Origin of the sequence: Gemmatimonas aurantiaca, assembly GCF_037190085.1 — a bacterium.
Classification (GTDB): domain Bacteria; phylum Gemmatimonadota; class Gemmatimonadetes; order Gemmatimonadales; family Gemmatimonadaceae; genus Gemmatimonas; species Gemmatimonas aurantiaca_A.
Genome location: NZ_JBBCJO010000005.1, coordinates 171263 through 192502 on the forward strand (window position 1 = coordinate 171263; position 21240 = coordinate 192502).

The following is a 21240-nucleotide window of genomic DNA, read 5'->3' on the forward strand; positions in this document are numbered from 1 at the left end:
AAACGTTGCGCACGACATGCGCGAGAACGGCTGAGAATACAACGACGATGGCGTTCGACAAGGCTACCACGATCGACAAATTCCGGGCCCACGAAGGGGACACCGGATCGACCCGCGTACAGATCGCAATCCTCACGGAGCGGATCAACTACCTGACGGGCCACTTCCGTACGCACGCAAAGGATCACCACGGTCGCCGTGGACTCCTGAAGATGGTGGGCAAGCGCCGCCGTCTGCTCGACTATCTCAAGCGTACGGACGTGCAGCAGTATCGCACGCTCGTGCAGGACCTTGGACTCCGGTACTGAGCCGGATCGCGTTACGTCGTCGCGCGGGGGCAACCATGCCACCCGCGCGATTTGCGTTCTCATGAGGCTAAAAAGCAGATGATGCATCGAATCGAGCGGACCTTCGCGGGACGCCCCCTGGTCATCGAGACCGGCCGGATGGCCAAGCAGGCCGCCGGGTCCGCCGTGGTCCAGTTCGGCGAGACGATGGTGCTCGCCGCGGTGACCGTGAGCGAGAACCAGAGCCCCTTGCCGTTCTTCCCGCTCACCGTCGAATACAAAGAGAAGACCTACGCCGCCGGCAAGATCCCGGGCGGTTTCATCAAGCGCGAAGGGCGCCCGCACGATCACGAGATCCTCGCGGCCCGCATCATCGATCGCTCCATCCGCCCGCTCTTCCCGGAAGGGTTCAAGAACGAGGTCCAGGTCTTCATCTACGTGATCTCCGCCGACCAGGAGAATGACGCCGACGTGCTGGCCCTCGTGGCCGCGTCGTTCGCGCTCAACGCGTCGAAGATCCCCTTCCTCGGCCCCATCGCCGGCGTGCGCGTGGGTCGGGTGCAGGGACACTGGGTGCTCAACCCCACCTTCCAGCAGCTCGAGTTCTCCGACATGGAGCTCGTCGTGGCCGGCTCGAAGGATTCCATCGTGATGGTCGAAGGCGGCTCGCTCGAGGTGTCCGAAGAGGACGTGCTCGCATCGCTGCGCCTCTCGCACGATGGCATCCGCGAGCTCATCGCCATGCAGGACGAACTGCTCGCCAAGGTGCGGCAGCCCAAGATGGAGTGGGTGAAGGCGGAAACGCCCGAGGGCGTGTCCACGCGTGTGAAGGATCTGGCCTCGGGCCGCATCCGCGAAGCGCTCAATCAGAAGGACAAGCACACCCGCATCGAAGCCGTCGAGCGCACCAAGCGCGAACTGGCCGAAGGGCTGCTGGCCGAATTCCCCGACAACGCCAAGGATATTCACACCATCCTGGGTGACGTGGAATACCACGAGCTGCGTTCGCAGGTGCTCGACAGCGGTCGTCGCGTCGACGGGCGTCTGCCCACCGAAGTGCGGCCGATCTCCATCGACACCGGCGTGCTGCCGCGCTCGCACGGGTCCGCGCTCTTCACGCGCGGTCAGACCCAGGCGCTGGTCGCCGCGACGCTGGGCACCGCCAAGGATGCGCAGCGTCTCGATACGATCGATGAGGCCGGTGAAACGACCAAGTCGTTCATGCTGCATTACAACTTCCCGCCGTTCTCCACGGGTGAAGTGCGTCCGATGCGCGGCACCAGCCGCCGGGAAATCGGCCATGGCAACCTGGCCGAACGGGCGCTGCAGGGTGTGCTCCCCGACTTCGCCGACTTCCCGTACACCATTCGGATCGTTTCCGACGTGCTCGAGTCGAACGGCTCGTCGTCGATGGCGTCGGTGTGCGGCGGCTCGCTCTCGCTCTTCGACGCCGGTGTGCCGCTCAAGGCCGCGGTGGCGGGTGTCGCCATGGGCCTCATCAAGGAAGGCGAGCGGTATGCCATCCTGACCGACATCCTGGGCACCGAAGATCACCTCGGCGACATGGACTTCAAGGTCGCGGGCACGAAGGAAGGCATCACGTCCATCCAGATGGACATCAAGATCGAGGGGCTCGACCTCAAGATCATGGAGCAGGCGCTGTCGCAGGCGAAGGCCGGCCGTCTCCACATTCTGGGGGAGATGGACAAGGCGCTTGCCGCGCCGCGTGAAGAACTCTCCAAGTACGCGCCGCGCATCGTGACGGTGCAGATCCCGGTCGACAAGATCGGTGAACTCATCGGCCCCAAGGGCAAGAACATCCGCGGCATCCAGGACGAGACCGGCGCCGAACTCACCGTCGAGGACGACGGCACGGTCACCATCGCCGCCGTCGGTGGCGAGAGCATGGAGCGCGCCAAGCAGATGGTCATGGCCATCACCGCCGAACCGGTGGTGGGCGAGACCTACGAAGGCACCGTGAAGACGGTGACCGCGTTCGGCGCGTTCGTCGAGATCATGCCGGGCACCGAAGCGCTGCTCCATGTCTCCGAGATGCGCTGGGAGCGGGTCGAGAAGCCTGAGGACATCGTGAAGAAGGGCGACCGGGTGACCGTGAAGCTCGTCGATCGTGATGAGCGCGGCCGTCTGCGCCTCAGCATGAAGGCGTTGCTGCCGAAGCCCGAAGGCATGCCCGATGAGCCGCAGGGTGAACGTCCCCGTCGTGAAGACGGCGAACGGTCCGGTGGCGATCGTGGTGGACGCGGTGGACGGAACGGTGGTGGTCGCGATCGGCGCTGACACAGCGGGCGCCAACGCGCCCCAGTTGCACCGGACAGACCTGCCCAATGGACTGACCGTGCTCTCGGAGGCAGTTCCGGGAGCACGGTCGGTTGCTTTCGGGGCCTGGGTCCGGGCCGCGACGTTGCACGAGCGCCCGGAGGAAATGGGCGTGTCGCATCTCCTCGAGCACATGGTCTTCAAGGGCACCCGGTCACGGTCGGCCCAGGAGATCGCGCTGTCGCTCGAGACCCTCGGCGGTTCCCTCGATGCCTACACCGAGCGGGAACACACGTCGTATCAGGCGCGCGTGCTCGACGAACATCTGGGCGAAGCCGCGTCGGTCATCGGAGAGCTGATCTTCGAACCGCTGTTGCGGCACGAGGATCTGACGCTCGAGCGCAAGGTGATCCTCGAAGAGATCAGCATGGTCGAGGACACCCCCGACGACATCATCTTCGACGTGCACAATCGCGCGGTGTGGGGTGATCATCCCCACGGCTACGCCATTCTCGGCACCCGGGAAACGGTGAAGTCGCTGGACGTCTCGCACCTGCGGGCATTGCACGAGCGGGCCTATCATCCCGGCCGCCTGGTGGTGGCCGCATCGGGACGTGTGGAGCACGATCAGTTGCTGGACGTGCTCGATCACGCCGGGTGGTTGTCCCATGCGCGGGGTGACATGACCCCGTTCGCGCTCGATCCGGTCGAAGCCGCCGGACCCCACGCCGAGCATGTGATGCGCAAGGACATCGCGCAGACCCATCTCGTGCTGGGCGGTCCCGGACTCGCGCATGGCGATCCCAGGCGGTATGCGTTCGCGCTGGTCGACATGCTGCTGGGTGGCGGCATGAGCTCGCGGCTGTTTCAGCGTGTGCGCGAGGAACTGGGCCTCGCCTACAGCGTGCACACGTTCAGCAGCGCCTTTGCCGACACCGGCGCGCACGGCGTGTATCTCGCCACGGCGCCGGAAAGCGCACAGGAAGCTCTGGATGCCGTGCGGGACGTGCTGCGCGAGGTGGCCACGCATGGCCTGCCGGAAGAGGATCTCGTGGCCGGCAAGCGACAACTCCGGGGCCAGCTGGTACTTTCCATGGAAGGGGTCTCATCACGGATGTATCGGGCGGCGACGACGGCCCTCTACGGCGAACCGTTCCGTTCCGTCGATGAACTGATGGCGCTCGTCGATGCAATCGACGAGGATACAGTACGGGATGTGGCGCACGACTTTTTCGACCCCGACCGGCACATCCTGGTCAGCCTCGGCCCGCAAGCCGTCCGCTGACCTTCCCGCCGGATGACGACGTCGTCGTTGACGTCGTCATCGCCAGGCACACACGCTGTTCACGATCGCTGTTCACTCCTCTTTTTCCCTCCTCGACTATGCGCATCGGCGTACCGAAAGAGATCAAGACCAATGAGAATCGCGTGGCTCTCGTTCCCGCGGGCGCGGAAGCGCTGACCGCGGCAGGGCACGAGGTTTTTGTCGAAACGGGCGCCGGCATCGGCAGCGGTTTCGACGACGAAGCATACCGCGCCGTGGGCGCACAGATCGTGCCCGACGCGGCCACCGCGTGGGGCAAGGCCGAACTGTTGCTCAAGGTGAAGGAGCCCATCGCCAGCGAATGGCAGCATCTGCGCGCCGATCTCACGCTCTTCACGTATTTCCACTTCGCCGCCGATGAAGCGCTCACCAAGGCGCATCTGGCGAGCGGTGCCACGTGCATCGCGTACGAGACGGTGGAACTGCCCAGCCGTGAGCTGCCGCTGCTGACGCCGATGTCGGAGGTGGCGGGCCGCATGGCGGTGCAGGAGGGGGCCAAGTACCTCGAGAAGCTGTACGGTGGGCGTGGGGTGCTGCTGGGTGGCGTGCCGGGCGTGGCGCCGGCCAAGGTCGTCATCCTGGGCGGCGGTGTGGTGGGCGTGAATGCCGCCAAGATGGCCGCCGGTCTGGGGGCCAAGGTGGTGGTGCTCGACCTCTCGCTCGAGCGTCTGCGCTACCTCTCGGACGTGATGCCGGCCAACGTGCAGCTCATCCACTCCAACCGGCACAATATCATCGAGCAGATCAGCACCTGCGATCTGGTCATCGGCGGGGTGCTGATTCCGGGCGCCAAGGCCCCCAAGCTGGTGCGCAAGGCCGACCTGGCCCGCATGCGTCCCGGCGCCGTGATCGTCGACGTGGCCGTCGACCAGGGCGGCTGCGTGGAGACCATCACGCCCACCACGCACGAGAACCCCACGTACACGGTGGATGGCATCATCCACTACGCCGTGGCCAACATGCCGGGCGCGGTGCCGCGCACGTCCACGCTGGCCCTGACCAACGCCACGCTGCCGTACACGCTGCAGCTGGCCAACAAGGGCTGGAAGCGGGCGCTGAAGGACAACGGCGCGTTGCTCAAGGGGCTCAACATGTCCGCCGGTCAGGTGACCTATCGTGGTGTTGCCGACGCGTTCGGGATGGAGATGACCGACCCGGCCAGCTTCGTGGCCTGATCCGGTCGTTGGGTGGTCCACCGCAGGATCGACGCCGGTCGGTCCTGCGGTTCGTTCTTTCCGGAACTGCCATGCGGTATGCCAGGTGGTGTGCTAGGTCACGATCCCACAACGGCTTGTCCGCTTTCGCGTGCTCCGGTACTTTACCGCGATAGCATTTGTCGCACTTCGTCGCATTTCATCGAGGCGTCCCCTGCAGAGGGCCACGCCGCCCCGTGATCTCTGGATGTTCTGGCCCTTCAGCAAGTCCAACTCGTTCTTCCCGGCGAACGCCATCGCCGTGGACCTCGGCACCGCGAACACCCTGATCTACGTGAAGGGCGAAGGCATCGTCCTGAACGAACCCTCGGTCGTGGCGCTCGATCGCGAGACCAAGAAGATCAAGGGCGTCGGCCTCGAAGCCAAACGCATGCTGGGGCGCACGCCCGACGGCATCATGGCGGTGCGGCCCATGAAGGACGGCGTCATCGCCGACTTCGACGTGACGGAAAAGATGCTGCGGTATTTCCTCACGCTCGTCATCGACAAGCATGTCTTCAAGGTGAAGCCGCGCGTGATCGTGTGTGTGCCGTCGGGCATCACCGAAGTGGAGAAGCGCGCGGTGCGCGATTCCGCGCTGGGCGCGGGCGCGAAGGAAGTGTTCATGGTGACGGAACCCATGGCCGCAGCCATCGGTGTCGGCCTGCCGGTCGAGTCGCCCACGGGCAACATGGTGATCGACATCGGCGGCGGCACCACCGAGATCGCCGTCATCGCGTTGTCGGGCATCGTGAGCGACACGTCCATCCGCACGGGTGGTGATGAACTCGACATCAGCATCGTGCAGTTCATGCGCAAGAACTACAATCTGCTGATCGGCGAGCCCACGGCGGAGCAGATCAAGATCCAGATCGGTTCGGCGTATCCGGTGGGCGATGAACGCGAGATGGAAGTGAAGGGCCGCGATCTCGTCTCCGGCATTCCGAAGACGGTGCGTGTGCATTCGAGCGAAATCCGCGAAGCGGTGCAGGAACCCATCCAGCAGATCGTCGATGCGGTGCGCCGCGCACTCGAAATCACGCCGCCCGAACTGGCGTCGGACATCGTCGATCGTGGGATCGTGATGACCGGCGGTGGTGCGCTCATTCGTGGTCTCGATGTGCTGCTGTCGCAGGAAACCGGATTGCCGATTCACGTGGACGAGGATCCGCTCACGTGCGTGGTGCGCGGCACCGGCAAGATCCTCGACGACGAAGAGAAGTACTGGTCGGTTCTCACCACCTGATCGCGGGCTGAGCGCGTGGCCCGCACGGTTCGCAGTGAAGGGCGTCTCGACACGGTGCTGGTCCTGGTCTGTGTCGTGTTGTCGGCGCTCGCGATGCTGATGTCGCGTCGCACGCGGGAACAGGCCGCGGCGACGTTACGCACCACGGTGCTCGCCCCGCTGGTGGTGCTGGAGGGGCAGGCGGCGTCGGTCCGCGCGGCGGTGGCGTCGCGTGATGCATTGCTGCAGACACGCGGACGGGCCACCGCGGACACGCTGAGTGTGCGCGCCGTGGCCGACGAGAATGCCGTGCTGCGCAGGCTGATCGGACTCTCCGCGCGGCTGCGCGATGGGTTCGTGCCCGCGGAACTGCTGCCGTCGCGGGCGGGCGATGAATTCACCATCGCACTCACCACGGGCAGTGATGCGGGCGTGCAGCCGTTTCTGCCGGTGGTGACGGCCGATGGCCTCGTGGGCATGGTGGAGAGCGTCGATCACACCACGAGTTTTGCGATCACGTGGGCGCACCCCGATTTTCGCGTGAGCGCGATGAGCATCGATCAGAGCGCGTTCGGCATCGTGCAACCGCATCTTGGAGCGGGCGCCGAACGCTGGCTGCTGGAAATGCGCGGGGTGCCGTTCCGCGCCAAGCTCGACTCCGGGACGCTCATCGTGAGCTCCGGCCTCGGCGCCACGTATCCGCGGGGGATTCCCGTGGGCACCGTGATCGGTGAAGTGAACACTCCCGAGAAGTGGGCGCGCACATATCTTGTGAAGCCGTCGGTGCTGCCCGAAGCGATCGGTCCGGTGCTGGTGCTGCTGCCGGCCCGCGCGCAACGCGGCGTGAACGGCGTGTGGACCACCGTGGCCGCGGCGGACAGTGCGGCCCGCGCCGTGGCGGCGGCCGGTGATTCACTGGCCCGCAAGGCCGCCCTCGACGAACTCGCGGCGCGACGCGCGGCCCTCGCCGCGCAACTGGCCGACAGTCTGGCGGCCGCCGATACCATTGGCGGCGGTCTGAGCACACGACCGGCGCCACGCGTGATGACCCGCGCCGACAGTCTGCGGGCGGACAGCGTGCGGGCCAGGCAGCGGGCCGATAGCATCGCCCGCGCACGACAGACCGGCCCGCCACCCGACGCCGATAGGCAGTGGGATGCGCAGTGGGATGCGGAGGCCCGGCGCTGATGGCCGTTCCCCAGTCGCCGTCGGGCGCGGCGAACGTCGCCCGTGCCTGGATCGGTTTTGCACTGCTCATCGCGGCGCACTTTGGCGTGCGCCCGTTGATCTCCGCGCGAGTGGATGTGGATTTTGCCCTCATCGCCATTCTCTTCTCGGCCGTGCGCATGCGTCCGGGACTGGCCGCGGTGACCGGCTTCCTGGTGGGCCTCGCACTCGATGCCATGGCGCCGGGGAGTTTCGGGGCGCACGCGCTGGCGCTCACGCTCATCGGCTACGGCGCCTCCTGGCTCAAGGCCGTGTTTTTTGCCGACCACGTGGGACTCACGGGGTTGTTCGTCTTTCTCGGCAAATGGGTGCTGGACATCGCACTCACCTTGCTGACCGGTGTATCATCCGGAATCTCCCTGGTGATCGCGTTGCTGGTGTGGTCACCGTTGTCGGCCGCGCTCACGGCGGCGGTGGCGGTGTTGCTGCTGGTGATGTTCCGTCCGTTGTATCGACCGCAGACCCTCTGAAGACCCTCTGAGTGCGTCGGATCGTTCCGGCGCGATGGTGCCCTGTGTTCGTTGAGGTCGGTGGGTGAGTTATCACCCGAACTCCGTCTTGCGTCGTGCGCGTGTGGCGCGCGGGCTGCTGTTCGCCTCGTTCCTGGCTCTGGGTGCGGCGTTTTTCCGTGCGCAGGTGCTGGAGAGTGCGGCCTATGCGCTGCAGGCCGAGAGCAATCGTCTGCGCGAAGTGCCGCTGCCGGGAGCGCGCGGCATCATCTACGACCGGAAGGGCGAGATCATCGCCGAGAATCTGCCGGGGTATTCGGTGTCGATTCTCAGTCCCACCGAGGACTCGCTGCGTTCCGCGCTACGGACACTGTCGCAGGTGGTCACGATCGACTCGGCGCAGCAGGCGCTGGCCGTGCGTCGGTATCGTCGCGCGCCCACACGACCGGCGGTGATTTTCAACGACGCCTCGTTCCAGGTGGTGTCGGTGCTGGAAGAGCGGCGCGTGGAGTTCCCGGGACTCATCATCCAGAGTGCCCCCAAGCGCTACTATCCCGACGGGGAAGCGATGGCCGCGCTGGTGGGGTATACGGGGGAAATCTCCGAAGACGAACTCGCGCGCGATCGCTTCGAGGGCTACAAGGCCGGCCAGCAGATCGGCAAAGCGGGCGTGGAGCTGGAATACGAAGAGCAATTGCGCGGTCGTGAAGGCAGCCGCTTCGTGGAAGTCGATGCGCGCAATCGCGTGGTGCGTGATGCCGGTGTGCGTCCCGATGTGCAGCCGGAAGCCCCGCCACCGCTCCGCACGAACATCGATCTCGATCTGCAGAAGTACGCGCACGACTATTTCGCCGATTCGCTGCGTGGCGCGGTGGTGGCGCTCGAGCCCACCACGGGTGGTGTGCTCGCGTTGTACAGCGCACCGAGCTACGACATCAATCGTTTCGTGGGCGGTGTGTCGAGCGCGTTCTTTCAGACATTGCTGAGCGATCCCCATACACCGCTGGTGAATCGGGCCATTCAAGGCACCTATCCACCGGCCTCCACATGGAAGCTCGCCACCGCGGTCATCGGGCTCCAGCTCGGTCTGGTGACGATGGATACGCGCATGGAGCAGCCTTGCACGGGCGGCTACTACTACGGCCGTGTCTTCAAATGCTGGGACAAACGCGGCCATGGTGATGTGACGCTGGCGCAGGCCATCGCCAAGTCCTGCGACGTGTACTTCTATCAGCTCGGTCTCAAGATCGGGTTGAATCGTCTGCTGGCGGGTGGCGTGAAGCTGGGGTTCGGTGAGAAGACCGGAATCGATATTCCCAACGAACGCACCCCCACGTGGCCCGAGAACACGGATTACTTCGATCGCAAGTACGGCGCCCGGGGCTGGAACAAATCGGTGGCGCTCAGTCTGTCCATCGGGCAGGCCAACAATGCGCAGACGCCGCTCAACATGGCGCGCTTCTATACGGCGCTGGCCACCGACGGCCGTGCCGCGACGCCGCAGGTCGTGGCCCATGAACCCGAGCGGAAGCAGATCCTCGATCTCACCCCCGAGCAGCTCGACGGGGTGAAGCTCGCACTGGCCGACGTCGTGTCGCGCGGCACCGCGGCTGGCGCACGGATTCAGGGGCTTACGATTGCCGGCAAGACCGGCACCGCGCAGGTGCCGCCGCTCAAGGACTTCGCCTGGTTCGTGGGGTACGCACCGGCCGACGAGCCGAAGATCGTGCTGGCCATCGTCATCGAAGAAGGTCTTCACGGTTCGACCGCGGCACGGGTCGCCACCAAGCTCATGGAGCGATATCTGAAGGCGCAGCTCACCATGACCAGCGTCATCAGCGACTGAGACGACTGCCACCATGCCGTTCACCAGCGTTCTGCGTCGACAGAGCATCGACTTTCCGCTCCTGCTCATCGCCCTGTTGCTCACCGGCTTCGGCATCGCGATGGTGTTTTCCGCAGGGCAGATCGATGCACCGTCCACCCTCATTGCCGGGGCGTGGAAACGGCAGTCGGCCTGGTTCGCGCTGTCGTTGGTGGTGACGTGGGTGGTCACGCGGGGTTCGGTGCGGTTGATCGAATGGAGTGCGTGGCCGCTGTACGCATTGAGTTGTGCGCTGCTCGTGCTTGTGCTGTTCGTGGGCACCGGCGCCGGCACGGCGGCCAGTGTGAAAGGGTGGCTGAGCATCGGCGGCATACGTCTCGGCCAGCCGGCCGAACTCGCCAAACTGGCGACCACGCTGATGCTCGCCCGGGTGCTCGCGGCACAGCGTGAACCGCCGCGCTCCCTGGTCGACCTGTGGCGTCCGCTGCTGGTGGTGGGAATCCCCTGGCTGCTCGTGATGAAGCAGCCCGACCTGGGCACCGGCATCGTCTTCATCGGCATCTGTTTTGCCATGTTGTTCTGGGCCGGCGTGCAATGGCAGTTGCTCGTCATGCTCGCGAGTCCCGGCATCAGTCTGGTGCTGGCGTTCAGCACCGGCATCTGGGGCGCGTGGTTTCTGATGCTCGTGGCGCTGGTGCTGTGGTATCGGCCCTATCTGGCCGAAGGCGTGGTGGTGATCGTGGCTAACGTCGTCACCGGCGTGGTGGCGCCGCTGCTCTGGGACAAACTCAAACCGTACCAGCAGAAACGCCTGCTGGTGTTTCTCGACCCCAGCATCGACATGAAGGGGTCGGGTTACCACGTCACGCAGAGCAAGGTGGCCATCGGCTCGGGCGGGCTGTTTGGACAGGGGTTCACCCAGGGCAGTCAGAAACGTCTGCAGTTCCTTCCCGAACGGCACACCGATTTCATCTTCTCGGTGGTGGGTGAGGAGCTGGGGTTTCTCGGGGTGAGTCTGGCCCTGGCCCTGTTCCTGGCGCTCTTTCTGCGCAGCACCCGCGTGGCCTCCCGGGCCAACGACGCGTTTCCCAGTCTGGCTGCGTTCGGCCTCGTGGCGGCGTGGTTCGTGCACGTCATGGTCAACGTGGGGATGACGCTCAACCTCATGCCCGTCACCGGCATCCCGCTGCCATTTTTCAGTTATGGCCCCTCATTCCTGCTCGTGAGCTGGATTGCGGTGGCCGTGCTGTTGCGTATTTCCGCCGAAGGGCGGGGGCAGCCCGACGCGATCGGGCTCTAGCCGGTCTCGCCCCGCCGTGCTGTACAGCAGGCTCGTCCGTGCGCAAGATCTAGCCTTCGCCCGGACGTTCACCAATCTTTCGTAGTCTATGGCCTGGTTCCGGAAGGAAAAAAAGCCCCGTCAGCCGCGCCGCGAACGCCTCGAGATCCCGCCGGATACGTGGGAGAAGTGCGAGGCCTGCGGCCATACCGACATCCGCGACAAGTTCCTCCGGAACTTGAACGTGTGCCCGGCGTGCGATTTCCATCGCCGCCTGCGGGCGTGGGACTATGCTTCGTTTCTCATCGACGACGGTTCGCTCAATGAAGTCGGTGGTGAGTTGCGATCCGTCGACCCGCTCGGGTTTCCCGACTATCCGGCACGCCTGAAGAAGGCGCTGACCAATGCCGGGGACACCGACGCCATCCTCACCGTCACCGGTCTGCTGGAAGGCATGCCGGTAGGCATCGGCATCATGGACTTCTCGTTCATGGGCGGATCGATGGGTTCGGTGGTGGGCGAGAAGATCGCGCGCCTGGGGCAACGTTCACTCGAGAAGAAACACCCGCTGGTGATCGTCTCCGCCTCCGGTGGCGCACGCATGCAGGAGGGCATTCTCTCGCTCATGCAGATGGCCAAGGCGTCCGCGGTGCTGTCGCAGCTGGCCGAGCGGCGCATTCCCTACATCTCCGTGCTCACCAATCCCACCACGGGGGGCGTGAGCGCCAGTTTTGCCATGCTGGGCGACGCCATCCTTGCCGAACCGGGTGCGGTCATCGGCTTTGCGGGTCCGCGTGTCATCAAGCAGACGCTTGGTCAGGATCTGCCGGAAGGCTTCCAGACGGCGGAGTTCCTGCTGGAGAAGGGAATGGTGGACCGCGTGGTGCACCGGAAGGAGCTCAAGGACACGCTGTCGCGTCTCCTGCGCCACATGACCGGACGCCCCGCCGCCCAGGCCCAGGCTCAACAGGACGTCTGACACTGTCCACAGCAGACCCGCTGGCCCCCACCCGGGGCGTTCCAGCGACGACAGCGGCGCAGGCGATGAATGCGGCATCTCCCGCATCGGATTCCGCCTCAGCGTCCGCCTACCATGCCGCACTGGAGCGGCTCTTTGCGCGTACCGGCGGCGCCTGGCGCCTGGGTCTCGACCGGGTGACGGAACTGTTGGCGCGTCTGGGCGATCCGCATCGCCGCTACCCGGTCTTCCACGTCGCCGGTACGAACGGGAAGGGCAGTACCGTGGCCACGCTCGATGCGATCCTGCGAGGCGCCGGCTTGCGCGTGGGGCGTTATACATCGCCCCACCTGGTGGATTTTGCCGAACGTGTCGTCGTGAACGGCGAGCCCATGACACATGCGGCCATCACCGAGTGGCTCGTCGGACACGAACCGCTGCTCACCGAGCTCGGGGCGACGTTTTTCGAGGCGACGACGGCCATGGCGCTGTCGTATTTCGCCGCGCAGCAGGTGGATGTCGCCATCGTGGAAGTGGGACTGGGCGGACGTCTGGATGCCACGAACATCGTGCAACCCGTGGCGGCTGCGGTGACGCAGATCGGCTTCGATCACCTGGAGTTTCTGGGCGATACACTCGAAGCCATTGCCGGCGAGAAGGCCGGGATCTTCAAGTCGGGCGCCGCGGCCGTCGTGGGGGATACACGGCCCGGCATTCGTGATCTGCTGCAGCAGCGCGCCGAGCAGGCGGGCAGTGCGCCGGTGCTCGTGACGGGCCGGGACTGGCAGGTGGAAGAGATCGTGGTGGACGCCCAGGGCACCTCGTTCACGCTCACGGTGGACGGCGTCACGCGCCGCCTCACGACGCCACTGGTGGGACAATTCCAGGCGCACAATACCTCGGTGGCCCTGGCGCTGTTGCGCAGCGCTGGGGGGCGCTGGGCCGATATCGAGCGGGAGGCGGGCCGATACCTCCCGTCCGTGCGGATCGCCGGCCGATTCCATCGGACGCCGCCGTGGCTCTTCGACGTGGCGCACAACGCCGACGGCGCGGCCACCGTGGTGGCCAATCTGCTCTCGGTGGGCGCGCCGCACCCCATCACGGCGGTGGTCTGCGTCCTGCGCGACAAGGACTGGCGTGGCATCCTGCAGGCGGTCGCACGCGCGGCGGAACGCATCATCGTCACCATGGCGCCCACGGCACCGGCCAACCGGACCTGGAACCTCGACGATGTCATGGACTGGGCGGTCGTCGAGGGGCTGCCCGTGGTGCGCCGCGACGACTTCGGGACGGCACTCACGGAGGCGCAGGTCGGGGCGGCCACGGTGCTCGTCACCGGATCGTTCCACACCGTCGGCGACGCGATGGAACGGTTGCAGGTCGATCCGTTGGCTCGGTAGCTTACCTGGATGTCACACAAGCCGCTCCCGGGTTTCCGAGACTTCTACCCAGACCAGTTCGCCGAACGAGCCCATATCTTCGACACCTGGCGCCGCGTCGTGCGGCGCTATGCGTTTCAGGAGTACGATGGGCCGCCGCTCGAGCCGCTCGAGCTCTACACGCAGAAGAGCGGCGAGGAGATCGTCACCCAGCTCTACAACTTCGTGGACAAGGGTGACCGCCCGGTGGCCATGCGCCCCGAGATGACGCCGACCTTTGCGCGCATGGTGGGGACCAAGGCGCAGACGCTGCGCAAGCCCGTGCGCTGGTTCTCGCTGCCCCAGCTCTTCCGCTACGAGCGCACGCAGAAGGGCCGGCTGCGCGAGCACTTCCAGCTCAACGTGGATATCGTCGGTGAAGCGGATGTGCTGGCCGACGCCGAACTCGTGTCGGTGGCCATCGAGATCATGCGCGCGCTGGGACTCACGCACACCGATGTGCGTGCCCGTGTGAGTGATCGACGGCTGCTCAACGGTCTGCTCGAACATCTCGGCATTGCCGAGGACACGTGGCCGGCGGTCTATGCGGTGCTCGACAAACTCGAACGGCAGCCGCGTGAGGTCTCGGCGGAGAAGCTGGCCGAGGCGGGGGTCGATACGCAGACCGCCGAGGTGATTCTCGGATTCGCCACGCTGGATTTTGCGACCATGCAGGCCCGGTACGGTGAAGCGCCGGCCGTGAAGCCGCATGCCGAACGGTTCGCGCAATACCTCGCGCATTGCGACGCACTGGGTGTCGGCGCGTGGATGCAGTTCGATCTCACGATCGTGCGTGGCCTCGCGTATTACACCGGCATCGTGTTCGAACTGTTCGACAACGTCGGCGAGTTCCGCGCGATCTGCGGCGGGGGACGGTACGACACCCTGCTCAAGTCCCTGGGTGGCACCGATCTGCCTGCCCTGGGTTTTGGCATGGGCGACGTGGTGCTCGGCGAGTTGTTGCGCGCGCGCGGTCTGATGCAGAGCGCGGCCGTGCCGTTGCAGTACTGGGTCGCGGAAGCGCCCGATGCCCCGGCGGCGCCGGCCGGCGCGCTGCGCACGGCGTCCGCCCTTCGGACGACCGGATGTGTGGTGGAATATGCGCTCCGGGCACAGAAGCTCGACAAACAGCTCGAAGCCGGTCGCAAGGCCGGCGCGGGCGCTTTCGTGATCGTCGACCCTTCCAGCACCGACGCGCCGTGGCGCGTGCGACGTGCGGGGCACGACGATCAGACGTTCACCACGCTCGAGGCCCTCGTGGCCTGGGCGTCTTCGCATTCCGGATCACACGCATGAGTGACGACAAGAAGCTGACCACCCGCGCCGAGAACTTCAGCGATTGGTACAACGAACTCGTTCTCCGCGCCGAACTGGCCGACTATTCGCCGGTGCGCGGCTGTATGGTGATCCGGCCGTGGGGCTATGGCATCTGGGAGCGCATGCAGCGCGCGCTGGACGACATGTTCAAGGCCACGGGCCATGTGAACGCGTACTTCCCGCTGTTCATTCCCGAGAGCTTCCTGTCGAAGGAGGCGGAGCACGTGGAAGGGTTCGCGCCCGAGTGCGCGGTCGTCACGCACGGCGGCGGCAAGCAGCTCGAGGAGCGGCTGGTGGTGCGTCCCACGTCGGAAACGATCATCTACTCGATGTTCGCCAAGTGGGTGCAGAGCTATCGTGATCTGCCCTTGCTGTACAATCAGTGGGCCAACGTGGTGCGCTGGGAAATGCGCACGCGTCTCTTCCTGCGCACCATGGAGTTCCTGTGGCAGGAAGGGCACACCGCGCACGCCACGCACGACGAAGCCGAAGCCGAGACGCGACGCATGCTGGGGGTGTATCGCACGTTCATGGAAGAATACATGGCCATGCCCGTGATCACCGGCCAGAAGACGGAGGCGGAGAAGTTCGCCGGCGCGCTGCGCACGTACTGCACGGAAGCGATGATGCAGGACAACAAGGCCCTGCAGGCCGGCACGTCGCACAATCTCGGACAGAATTTCGCGAAGGCGTTCGATCTCACCTTCCAGAACGAAGCGGGTCAGCAGGATCATGCGTGGAACACCAGCTGGGGCGTCTCCACGCGCATGATCGGCGGACTGGTGATGACACACAGCGACGACGCGGGCCTGCGCCTGCCGCCGCGTCTGGCGCCCACCCAGATGGTGATCGTGCCCATCTGGAAGACCGACGAGGAACGTGCGGCCACCATCGAGGCGGCGAAGCGGATTGCCGAGGAACTGGGCAGCTTCAAGCGTCCCGATCACGAACGGATCCGCGTGCATGTGGATGATCGCATCGGCATCAAACCCGGCGCGAAGTACTATCACTGGGAGTTGCGCGGCGTGCCGCTCCGCATGGAGATCGGACCGCGCGACCTGGCGTCCTCGAGTGGCATGCTGGTGCGCCGCGACACCCGCGAGAAGCGGTCCATCGCGTTCGACACTCTGCGCACCGAACTGCCGGTGATTCTCGAAACCATCCAGGCGGACATGCTGGCCGCGGCACGGGCCCGTCTCGAAGCCAACAGCATCCGCGAACGCATCAGCTACGATCGGTTCAAGGAGATCATGGATGGCCCGGGTGGTTTCGTGTATGCCGGCTGGAACGGCGACCCGGCAGTGGAACAGCGTGTGAAGGAAGAGACGAAGGCCACCATCCGGTGCATTCCGGATGCGGAGTTCCGTTCGCCGGAAGCGCCCACCACCTGCATGGTGACGGGTGAGCCGGCGAAGTACGAAGTCGTGTGGGCACGTTCGTACTGACGTACCAGAGACGTTCAAGACACGTACGACATACGTACGGCACGCGGTCCGAACGCGCACTGATCACGCACTCCACCACTCATGTCTTCCACCGGATTCGATCGTCGGAGCGGCGTCCTGCACGCTGAGGGCGTCCCGTTACCGACGATTGCGGCAGCCGTTGGCACACCCGCCTATGTGTATTGCGCCGGCACCATCCGGGCGCGCTACCAGCGACTCGCGCGGGCGTTCGAAGGCATTCCGCATCGCATTCACTTCGCGATGAAGGCCAACTCCACGCTGGCCGTGCTCCGGCTGTTGCAGGAACTCGGCGCCGGCGTCGACATCGTATCGGGCGGCGAACTCTTCCGCGCCCGCGAAGCCGGATTCGAAGGGCGCGATGTGGTGTTCAGCGGCGTGGGCAAGACGGTGCAGGAAATCGAGCAGGCGCTCGATGATCGTGTACTGCTGATCAACGTGGAATCGGAAGCCGAACTCGTGACCATCGATGCGGTGGCGGCGAGAAAGGGCGTCATGGCGCCGATCGCCATCCGCGTGAACCCCGAAGTCACCGTCGAGACGCCGCACGCGTACATCAAGACGGGGGAGAAGGGGCAGAAGTTCGGCATCCCGCGCGACGATATCTCGCGGCTGGTCGGCCTCATTCGCGAACTGCCCCATGTCACGTTGCGCGGACTGGGCATGCACCTCGGTTCGCAGATCGGCAACGCCGATCCGTTGCGTGATGCCCTGCCGCGGCTGCTCGCCGCCGTGGAAACGGCGCGGTCCGAAGGGCACGATGTGCGTTACCTCGATGTCGGCGGCGGCCTGTCGGTGCCGTACGAAGCGGGTGAGCATGATGCCGATGTGGAGGACTACGCGGCACTTGTGCGCGCCGCCGGCCTCGAGACGGGGCTGACCCTGCTGCTCGAACCTGGACGTTACATCGTGGCCGAATCCGGTGCGCTCCTCACCCGGGTGCTGTATCGCAAGCATGCCGCGGGCAAGGATTTTGTCGTGACCGATGCCGGCATGAACGATCTGATCCGGCCGGCCCTGTACCAGGCCTATCATGCCATCGAGGCGGTGGTGGATACCCCGCGCACCATCACGGCCGACGTGGTCGGACCCATCTGCGAGTCCGGCGACTTCTTCGCAAAGCACCGGGACCTTCCCGATGTGGCGGCCGACGACCTGCTGGTCATCCGGACCGCCGGTGCGTACGGCTACACGATGACCTCGAACTACAACTCCCGTCCCCGGCCCGTCGAAGTGCTCGCGGACGGGGATCGGTTTGCCATCATCACGGAACGCGAGCGCTACGAGGATCTCGTGCGACTCGAACGTGCTCATCTCCAGTGGAGAACCATCTGATGCGTATCGGCTTGTTGTCGGATACTCACGACCGTGTGCCGGCCGTTCGTGCCTTGCTGGACCAGATGGTGCAGGGCGGTGTGTCGCTGGTCATGCACGCCGGGGACTACTGCTCGCCGTTCTCGTTGCAGCCCTTCCAGGATCTGTCGTTGCCGCTGCTCGGGGTCTTTGGCCGCAATGACGGGGATCGTGACGCACTCGTGGCCGCGGCCAACACCGGCTTCGGCGCCACCGAACTGTTCGAGTCGCCCCATTCGTTCGATCTGGGCGGCAAGTCGGTGCTGCTCATTCACGATCTCGCGGAAGTGCATCAGCGTTCCATCGATGGACACGAGGTGATCGTGCACGGATTCACGCACGTGCCGGAGATGAAATCGCGTGGGGATTCTCTGCTGGTCAATCCCGGCGAAGGGTGTGGCTGGTTGCATGGCGCGCCGACCGGCGCGATTCTCGATCTCGAAACCAAGGCGGTGGAGTTTCTCAAACTCACCGGCCCGGAGTGGAAGTACTGATGAACAGTCGTATCCTCATCCTCGATTGCGGCTCGCAGTTCACACAGCTCATTGCCCGCCGTGTGCGCGAGGCGCGTGTGTACTCGGAGATCCATCCGCCCACCAAGTCCCTCGACTGGATCCGGGCCTGGAAGCCCACCGGCATCATCCTGTCGGGTGGCCCGAGTTCCGTGACGGATGAGGGCGCGCCGACGGTGTCGCGGGCGCTGCTGGATATCGCCCCGGTGCTGGGCGTGTGTTACGGCATGCAGCTCATCGCGCATCTCGAAGGGGGCGCGGTGGTGGGTGGCGGTCGCCGCGAGTATGGCCGGGCCGAGGTCACCGTCGATGAAGCGTCCGGCATGTTTGCCGGCTTCGAGGGCGGCGAGAAGACCACGGTGTGGATGAGCCATGGCGATCATGTGGAGCAGGTGCCGCCGGGATACGTCCCGACGGCGCACAGCGGCAACACCTGCGCGGGCTTCCGCCACGTCAGCAAGCCCATTCACGCGGTGCAGTTCCACGCCGAGGTGCATCACACCGCGCGTGGCGCGGAGATCATCGAGAACTTCCTGTTCGACATCTGTCACTGCACGCCAGACTGGACGCCGGGGCATTTCATCGATCTCGAAGTGCAGAAGATCCGGGAGATGGTGGGCGATCGTCAGGTGATCTGCGGTCTTTCCGGCGGTGTCGATTCCAGTGTCGCCGCGGCGCTCGTGCACAAGGCCATCGGGGATCAGCTCACCTGCATCTTCGTGGACACCGGCCTGTTGCGTCTGCACGAGCGTGAGCAGGTGGAGCGCACGTTCCGCGCGCATCTGGGCATCAAGCTCATCACCGTGCGGGCCGAGGACCGGTTCCTGAATGCGCTGGCCGGTGAAGGGGATCCCGAGAAGAAGCGCAAGCTCATCGGCCACACGTTCATCGACGTGTTCGAGGATGCATCGGCCGATGCAGGGAAGGACGCCGCGTTCCTGGTGCAGGGCACGCTCTATCCCGATGTGATCGAATCGGTGAGCGCCAAGGGCGGTCCGTCGGCGACGATCAAGACGCACCACAACGTGGGCGGACTCAAGCCCGACATGAAGTTCAAGCTCATCGAGCCGTTGCGCGAACTGTTCAAGGACGAAGTGCGCAACGTGGGACGCGAACTCGGACTGCCGGAGGAAATGGTGGGGCGTCATCCGTTCCCCGGCCCGGGTCTCGCCATCCGCGTGCTCGGCGAGGTGACGCCACATGCGCTCGATGTGCTGCGGCGTGCCGACGCGATCTATCTCGAGGAGATCCGTGCGGCGGGTCTGTATCCCGACATCTGGCAGGCGTTCGCCGTGTTCCTGCCCGTGCGTTCGGTGGGCGTGATGGGCGATGGCCGCACGTATGACAACGTGGTGGCGTTGCGCGCGGTGACGAGCACCGATGGCATGACGGCGGACTGGTTCCCGTTCCCGCACGATGTGCTGGCGCGGATCTCCAATCGCATCATCAACGAAGTGGATGGCGTGAACCGCGTGGTGTACGACGTGAGCTCGAAGCCGCCGGCGACGATCGAGTGGGAGTGAATTGATGTCCGTGATCGCGCTGCGCGAATTCTGTGATCGCGCAGCGCGAACTCCGTAGCTCGAGGAACGCCCTTACCACAATGCAAATTCGCCCTGTAGCCGCCTTCGGCTGGGCGGCGGCATGGTCGATCAGCCGCGTACGGCCCTGCGTTCCGCCATGTAGCGGCCAGGGGAAGTGCCGAGGGCTCTGCGGCACATGATCACGAAGCTGCCGACGCCAGGCGCTGGATGGGCAGCTGTTGCACGAACTCGGCCCGCAACAACACGACGGCACGCAGCGCGGCGCCGTCGTTCGTCATGCCAAGCCGGCGTTCGTCATCTGTTGCTTGCGTGTACGAAATCGCGCCGCCTACCATGCTTCGTCGACAAACCGCGTCGGCACAAAGCATATCCGGAGCAATCCATGAAGTGGGCCGCTGGATCTTTCTCTCTCGTGTTCACCGCCGCCATCGTCGTCTGCGCGGGATGCGCCAATCGAGGTTCGCCGGCGCCACGCACCACATGGGTCGCGCAGCGCGCGGCCGCGCTGGACGCCGGCGTGCCGGCCATCATTCGCTCGCGCCGCATCGCGGGCGCTGGCGTCGCGCTCATTCGCGACGGGCGCCTCGCATGGACTGGCTACTACGGCGAGCAGGGCCCTGGCGTGCCCGCTTCCCGCACGACGATGTTCAATACCGCCTCGCTGGCCAAGTCGATCACCGCGGAGACCGCGGTGCGGCTGGCATCCGCCGGCATGCTGTCGCTGGACGAACCGATTGCGGCCTGGTACCTGGAGCCCGATCTCGCCGACGATCCGCGCTACGCGCGGCTGACGCCGCGCATCATCCTGTCGCACCGGTCCGGATTGCTCAACTGGGAGTACCAGTACAAAAACAAGAAGCTGGCCTTCGTCGCCGATCCCGGCACGCGCTTCGGCTATTCCGGGGCAGCCTACGACATCCTGGCGAAATTCCTGGAGAAGAAGTCCGGCCTGGGGTTCGACGACCTGGTGTCGAAGACGGTGTTCGAGCCGCTGGGTATGACGCACACGTCCATGCGCCGCCGCGCTTCAATCGACGCGCTGGTGACGACGCCGATGAACGCCGACGGCGTGTATGAGGCCCCTTACACCACCACGCAGCGCGATTGGCATCACGGATCGTGGAGTTCGGCATCCGACCTGTTCGTCACGCTCGAAGACTATTCGAAATTCCTCATCGACGTGATGAACGGCCACGCGGTGTCGATAGCGCTGGCGCGCGAACGGTTTGTCGTGGAATCGTCGTTTGCCGGTGCCGAGGAATGGGCGTGCATGGCAGAAGCGGGCCTGGTCTGCCCGAATCCCTATGGCTTCGGTCTTGGCTGGATCGTGTTCGACTACGGCCCACACAAACTGGTCTGGGGAGGCGGCAACGATTCCGGTGAGAACGCCCTCGTCCATTTCTCGCCGGACAAGCCCGGTGACGCGGTGGTGATCTTCATCAACGGCGGCAACGGCGTGGTCGCCTCGCTCGATATCGCCGAACTGATCGATCGCGACCAGCCGCTGGTGTCTTATCTGCATCAGCTCGTCGATCGTCACCGCCGTCAATGATTTTGTCAGCGCTGCGGAACCCGCACGATCCAGGATC

Annotated in this window: 17 protein-coding genes; all 17 read left to right on the plus strand. The window is 65.3% G+C overall.

Annotated elements, in window-relative coordinates; translation table 11 throughout:
* The first annotated feature begins 47 nt into the window (after positions 1–47).
* Positions 48–308, plus strand: a complete 261-nt coding sequence (rpsO, locus tag WG208_RS06470) for a 30S ribosomal protein S15 (RefSeq protein WP_012683254.1) — start codon at positions 48–50, stop codon at positions 306–308.
* 81 nt (positions 309–389) lie between these two features.
* Positions 390–2585 (plus strand): polyribonucleotide nucleotidyltransferase, encoded by a 2196-nt coding sequence (locus tag WG208_RS06475; RefSeq protein ID WP_337170521.1) that lies wholly within the window; start codon positions 390–392, stop codon positions 2583–2585.
* Positions 2494–3849 carry a pitrilysin family protein gene (locus WG208_RS06480; RefSeq protein WP_337170522.1) on the plus strand — a complete coding sequence of 452 codons (1356 nt, stop codon included), beginning with the start codon at positions 2494–2496 and terminating at the stop codon, positions 3847–3849. Before WG208_RS06475 ends, WG208_RS06480 begins: the two co-directional genes overlap by 92 nt.
* A gap of 98 nt (positions 3850–3947) precedes the next feature.
* Positions 3948–5063 (plus strand): alanine dehydrogenase, encoded by a 1116-nt coding sequence (gene ald / locus WG208_RS06485; RefSeq protein WP_337170523.1) that lies wholly within the window; start codon positions 3948–3950, stop codon positions 5061–5063.
* A 226-nt stretch (positions 5064–5289) separates the two neighbouring features.
* Positions 5290–6327 carry a rod shape-determining protein gene (locus tag WG208_RS06490; RefSeq protein ID WP_331048527.1) on the plus strand — a complete coding sequence of 346 codons (1038 nt, stop codon included), beginning with the start codon at positions 5290–5292 and terminating at the stop codon, positions 6325–6327.
* A 15-nt stretch (positions 6328–6342) separates the two neighbouring features.
* Positions 6343–7494, plus strand: coding sequence for a rod shape-determining protein MreC (gene mreC / locus WG208_RS06495; RefSeq protein WP_337170524.1), 1152 nt, complete (start codon positions 6343–6345; stop codon positions 7492–7494).
* Complete coding sequence (gene mreD / locus WG208_RS06500) at positions 7494–8003, plus strand: rod shape-determining protein MreD (protein WP_337170525.1); 510 nt, start codon at positions 7494–7496, stop codon at positions 8001–8003. Before mreC ends, mreD begins: the two co-directional genes overlap by 1 nt.
* 88 nt (positions 8004–8091) lie before the next feature.
* The gene (gene mrdA / locus WG208_RS06505; RefSeq protein WP_337170526.1) at positions 8092–9828 is read left to right on the plus strand and encodes a penicillin-binding protein 2; all 1737 of its coding nucleotides are present in this window, start codon (positions 8092–8094) and stop codon (positions 9826–9828) included.
* Between the two features lie 13 nt (positions 9829–9841).
* Entirely contained in the window at positions 9842–11107 is a 1266-nt protein-coding gene (rodA, locus tag WG208_RS06510) for a rod shape-determining protein RodA (protein ID WP_337170527.1), read from the plus strand.
* 88 nt (positions 11108–11195) lie between these two features.
* Positions 11196–12065, plus strand: a complete 870-nt coding sequence (accD, locus tag WG208_RS06515; RefSeq protein WP_337170528.1) for an acetyl-CoA carboxylase, carboxyltransferase subunit beta — start codon at positions 11196–11198, stop codon at positions 12063–12065.
* 65 nt (positions 12066–12130) lie between these two features.
* Positions 12131–13444, plus strand: a complete 1314-nt coding sequence (locus tag WG208_RS06520) for a folylpolyglutamate synthase/dihydrofolate synthase family protein (protein ID WP_337170529.1) — start codon at positions 12131–12133, stop codon at positions 13442–13444.
* Between the two features lie 9 nt (positions 13445–13453).
* Positions 13454–14758, plus strand: a complete 1305-nt coding sequence (gene hisS / locus WG208_RS06525) for a histidine--tRNA ligase (RefSeq protein WP_337170530.1) — start codon at positions 13454–13456, stop codon at positions 14756–14758.
* The gene (gene proS / locus WG208_RS06530) at positions 14755–16224 is read left to right on the plus strand and encodes a proline--tRNA ligase (RefSeq protein WP_337170531.1); all 1470 of its coding nucleotides are present in this window, start codon (positions 14755–14757) and stop codon (positions 16222–16224) included. Before hisS ends, proS begins: the two co-directional genes overlap by 4 nt.
* 81 nt (positions 16225–16305) lie before the next feature.
* Positions 16306–17577 carry a diaminopimelate decarboxylase gene (gene lysA, locus WG208_RS06535; protein ID WP_337170532.1) on the plus strand — a complete coding sequence of 424 codons (1272 nt, stop codon included), beginning with the start codon at positions 16306–16308 and terminating at the stop codon, positions 17575–17577.
* The gene (locus WG208_RS06540; RefSeq protein ID WP_337170533.1) at positions 17577–18089 is read left to right on the plus strand and encodes a metallophosphoesterase; all 513 of its coding nucleotides are present in this window, start codon (positions 17577–17579) and stop codon (positions 18087–18089) included. Before lysA ends, WG208_RS06540 begins: the two co-directional genes overlap by 1 nt.
* A complete protein-coding gene (gene guaA, locus WG208_RS06545; protein WP_337170534.1) occupies positions 18089–19630 on the plus strand; it encodes a glutamine-hydrolyzing GMP synthase in 1542 nt (513 codons plus the stop codon). The genes WG208_RS06540 and guaA overlap by 1 nt, the downstream gene beginning before the upstream one ends.
* A gap of 433 nt (positions 19631–20063) precedes the next feature.
* Complete coding sequence (locus WG208_RS06550) at positions 20064–21203, plus strand: serine hydrolase domain-containing protein (protein WP_337170535.1); 1140 nt, start codon at positions 20064–20066, stop codon at positions 21201–21203.
* The last annotated feature ends 37 nt before the right edge of the window (positions 21204–21240 follow it).

Bases quoted from the DNA above. Each gene is read 5' to 3' on its own strand.
- accD (WP_337170528.1), top strand. From the start codon at position 11,196: ATGGCCTGGTTCCGGAAGGAAAAAAAGCCCCGTCAGCCGCGCCGCGAA.
- WG208_RS06540 (WP_337170533.1), top strand. From the start codon at position 17,577: ATGCGTATCGGCTTGTTGTCGGATACTCACGACCGTGTGCCGGCCGTT.
- hisS (WP_337170530.1), top strand. From the start codon at position 13,454: ATGTCACACAAGCCGCTCCCGGGTTTCCGAGACTTCTACCCAGACCAG.
- guaA (WP_337170534.1), top strand. From the start codon at position 18,089: ATGAACAGTCGTATCCTCATCCTCGATTGCGGCTCGCAGTTCACACAG.
- proS (WP_337170531.1), top strand. From the start codon at position 14,755: ATGAGTGACGACAAGAAGCTGACCACCCGCGCCGAGAACTTCAGCGAT.
- WG208_RS06520 (WP_337170529.1), top strand. From the start codon at position 12,131: ATGAATGCGGCATCTCCCGCATCGGATTCCGCCTCAGCGTCCGCCTAC.
- rodA (WP_337170527.1), top strand. From the start codon at position 9,842: ATGCCGTTCACCAGCGTTCTGCGTCGACAGAGCATCGACTTTCCGCTC.
- ald (WP_337170523.1), top strand. From the start codon at position 3,948: ATGCGCATCGGCGTACCGAAAGAGATCAAGACCAATGAGAATCGCGTG.
- rpsO (WP_012683254.1), top strand. From the start codon at position 48: ATGGCGTTCGACAAGGCTACCACGATCGACAAATTCCGGGCCCACGAA.
- WG208_RS06490 (WP_331048527.1), top strand. From the start codon at position 5,290: ATGTTCTGGCCCTTCAGCAAGTCCAACTCGTTCTTCCCGGCGAACGCC.
- mreD (WP_337170525.1), top strand. From the start codon at position 7,494: ATGGCCGTTCCCCAGTCGCCGTCGGGCGCGGCGAACGTCGCCCGTGCC.
- WG208_RS06475 (WP_337170521.1), top strand. From the start codon at position 390: ATGCATCGAATCGAGCGGACCTTCGCGGGACGCCCCCTGGTCATCGAG.
- lysA (WP_337170532.1), top strand. From the start codon at position 16,306: ATGTCTTCCACCGGATTCGATCGTCGGAGCGGCGTCCTGCACGCTGAG.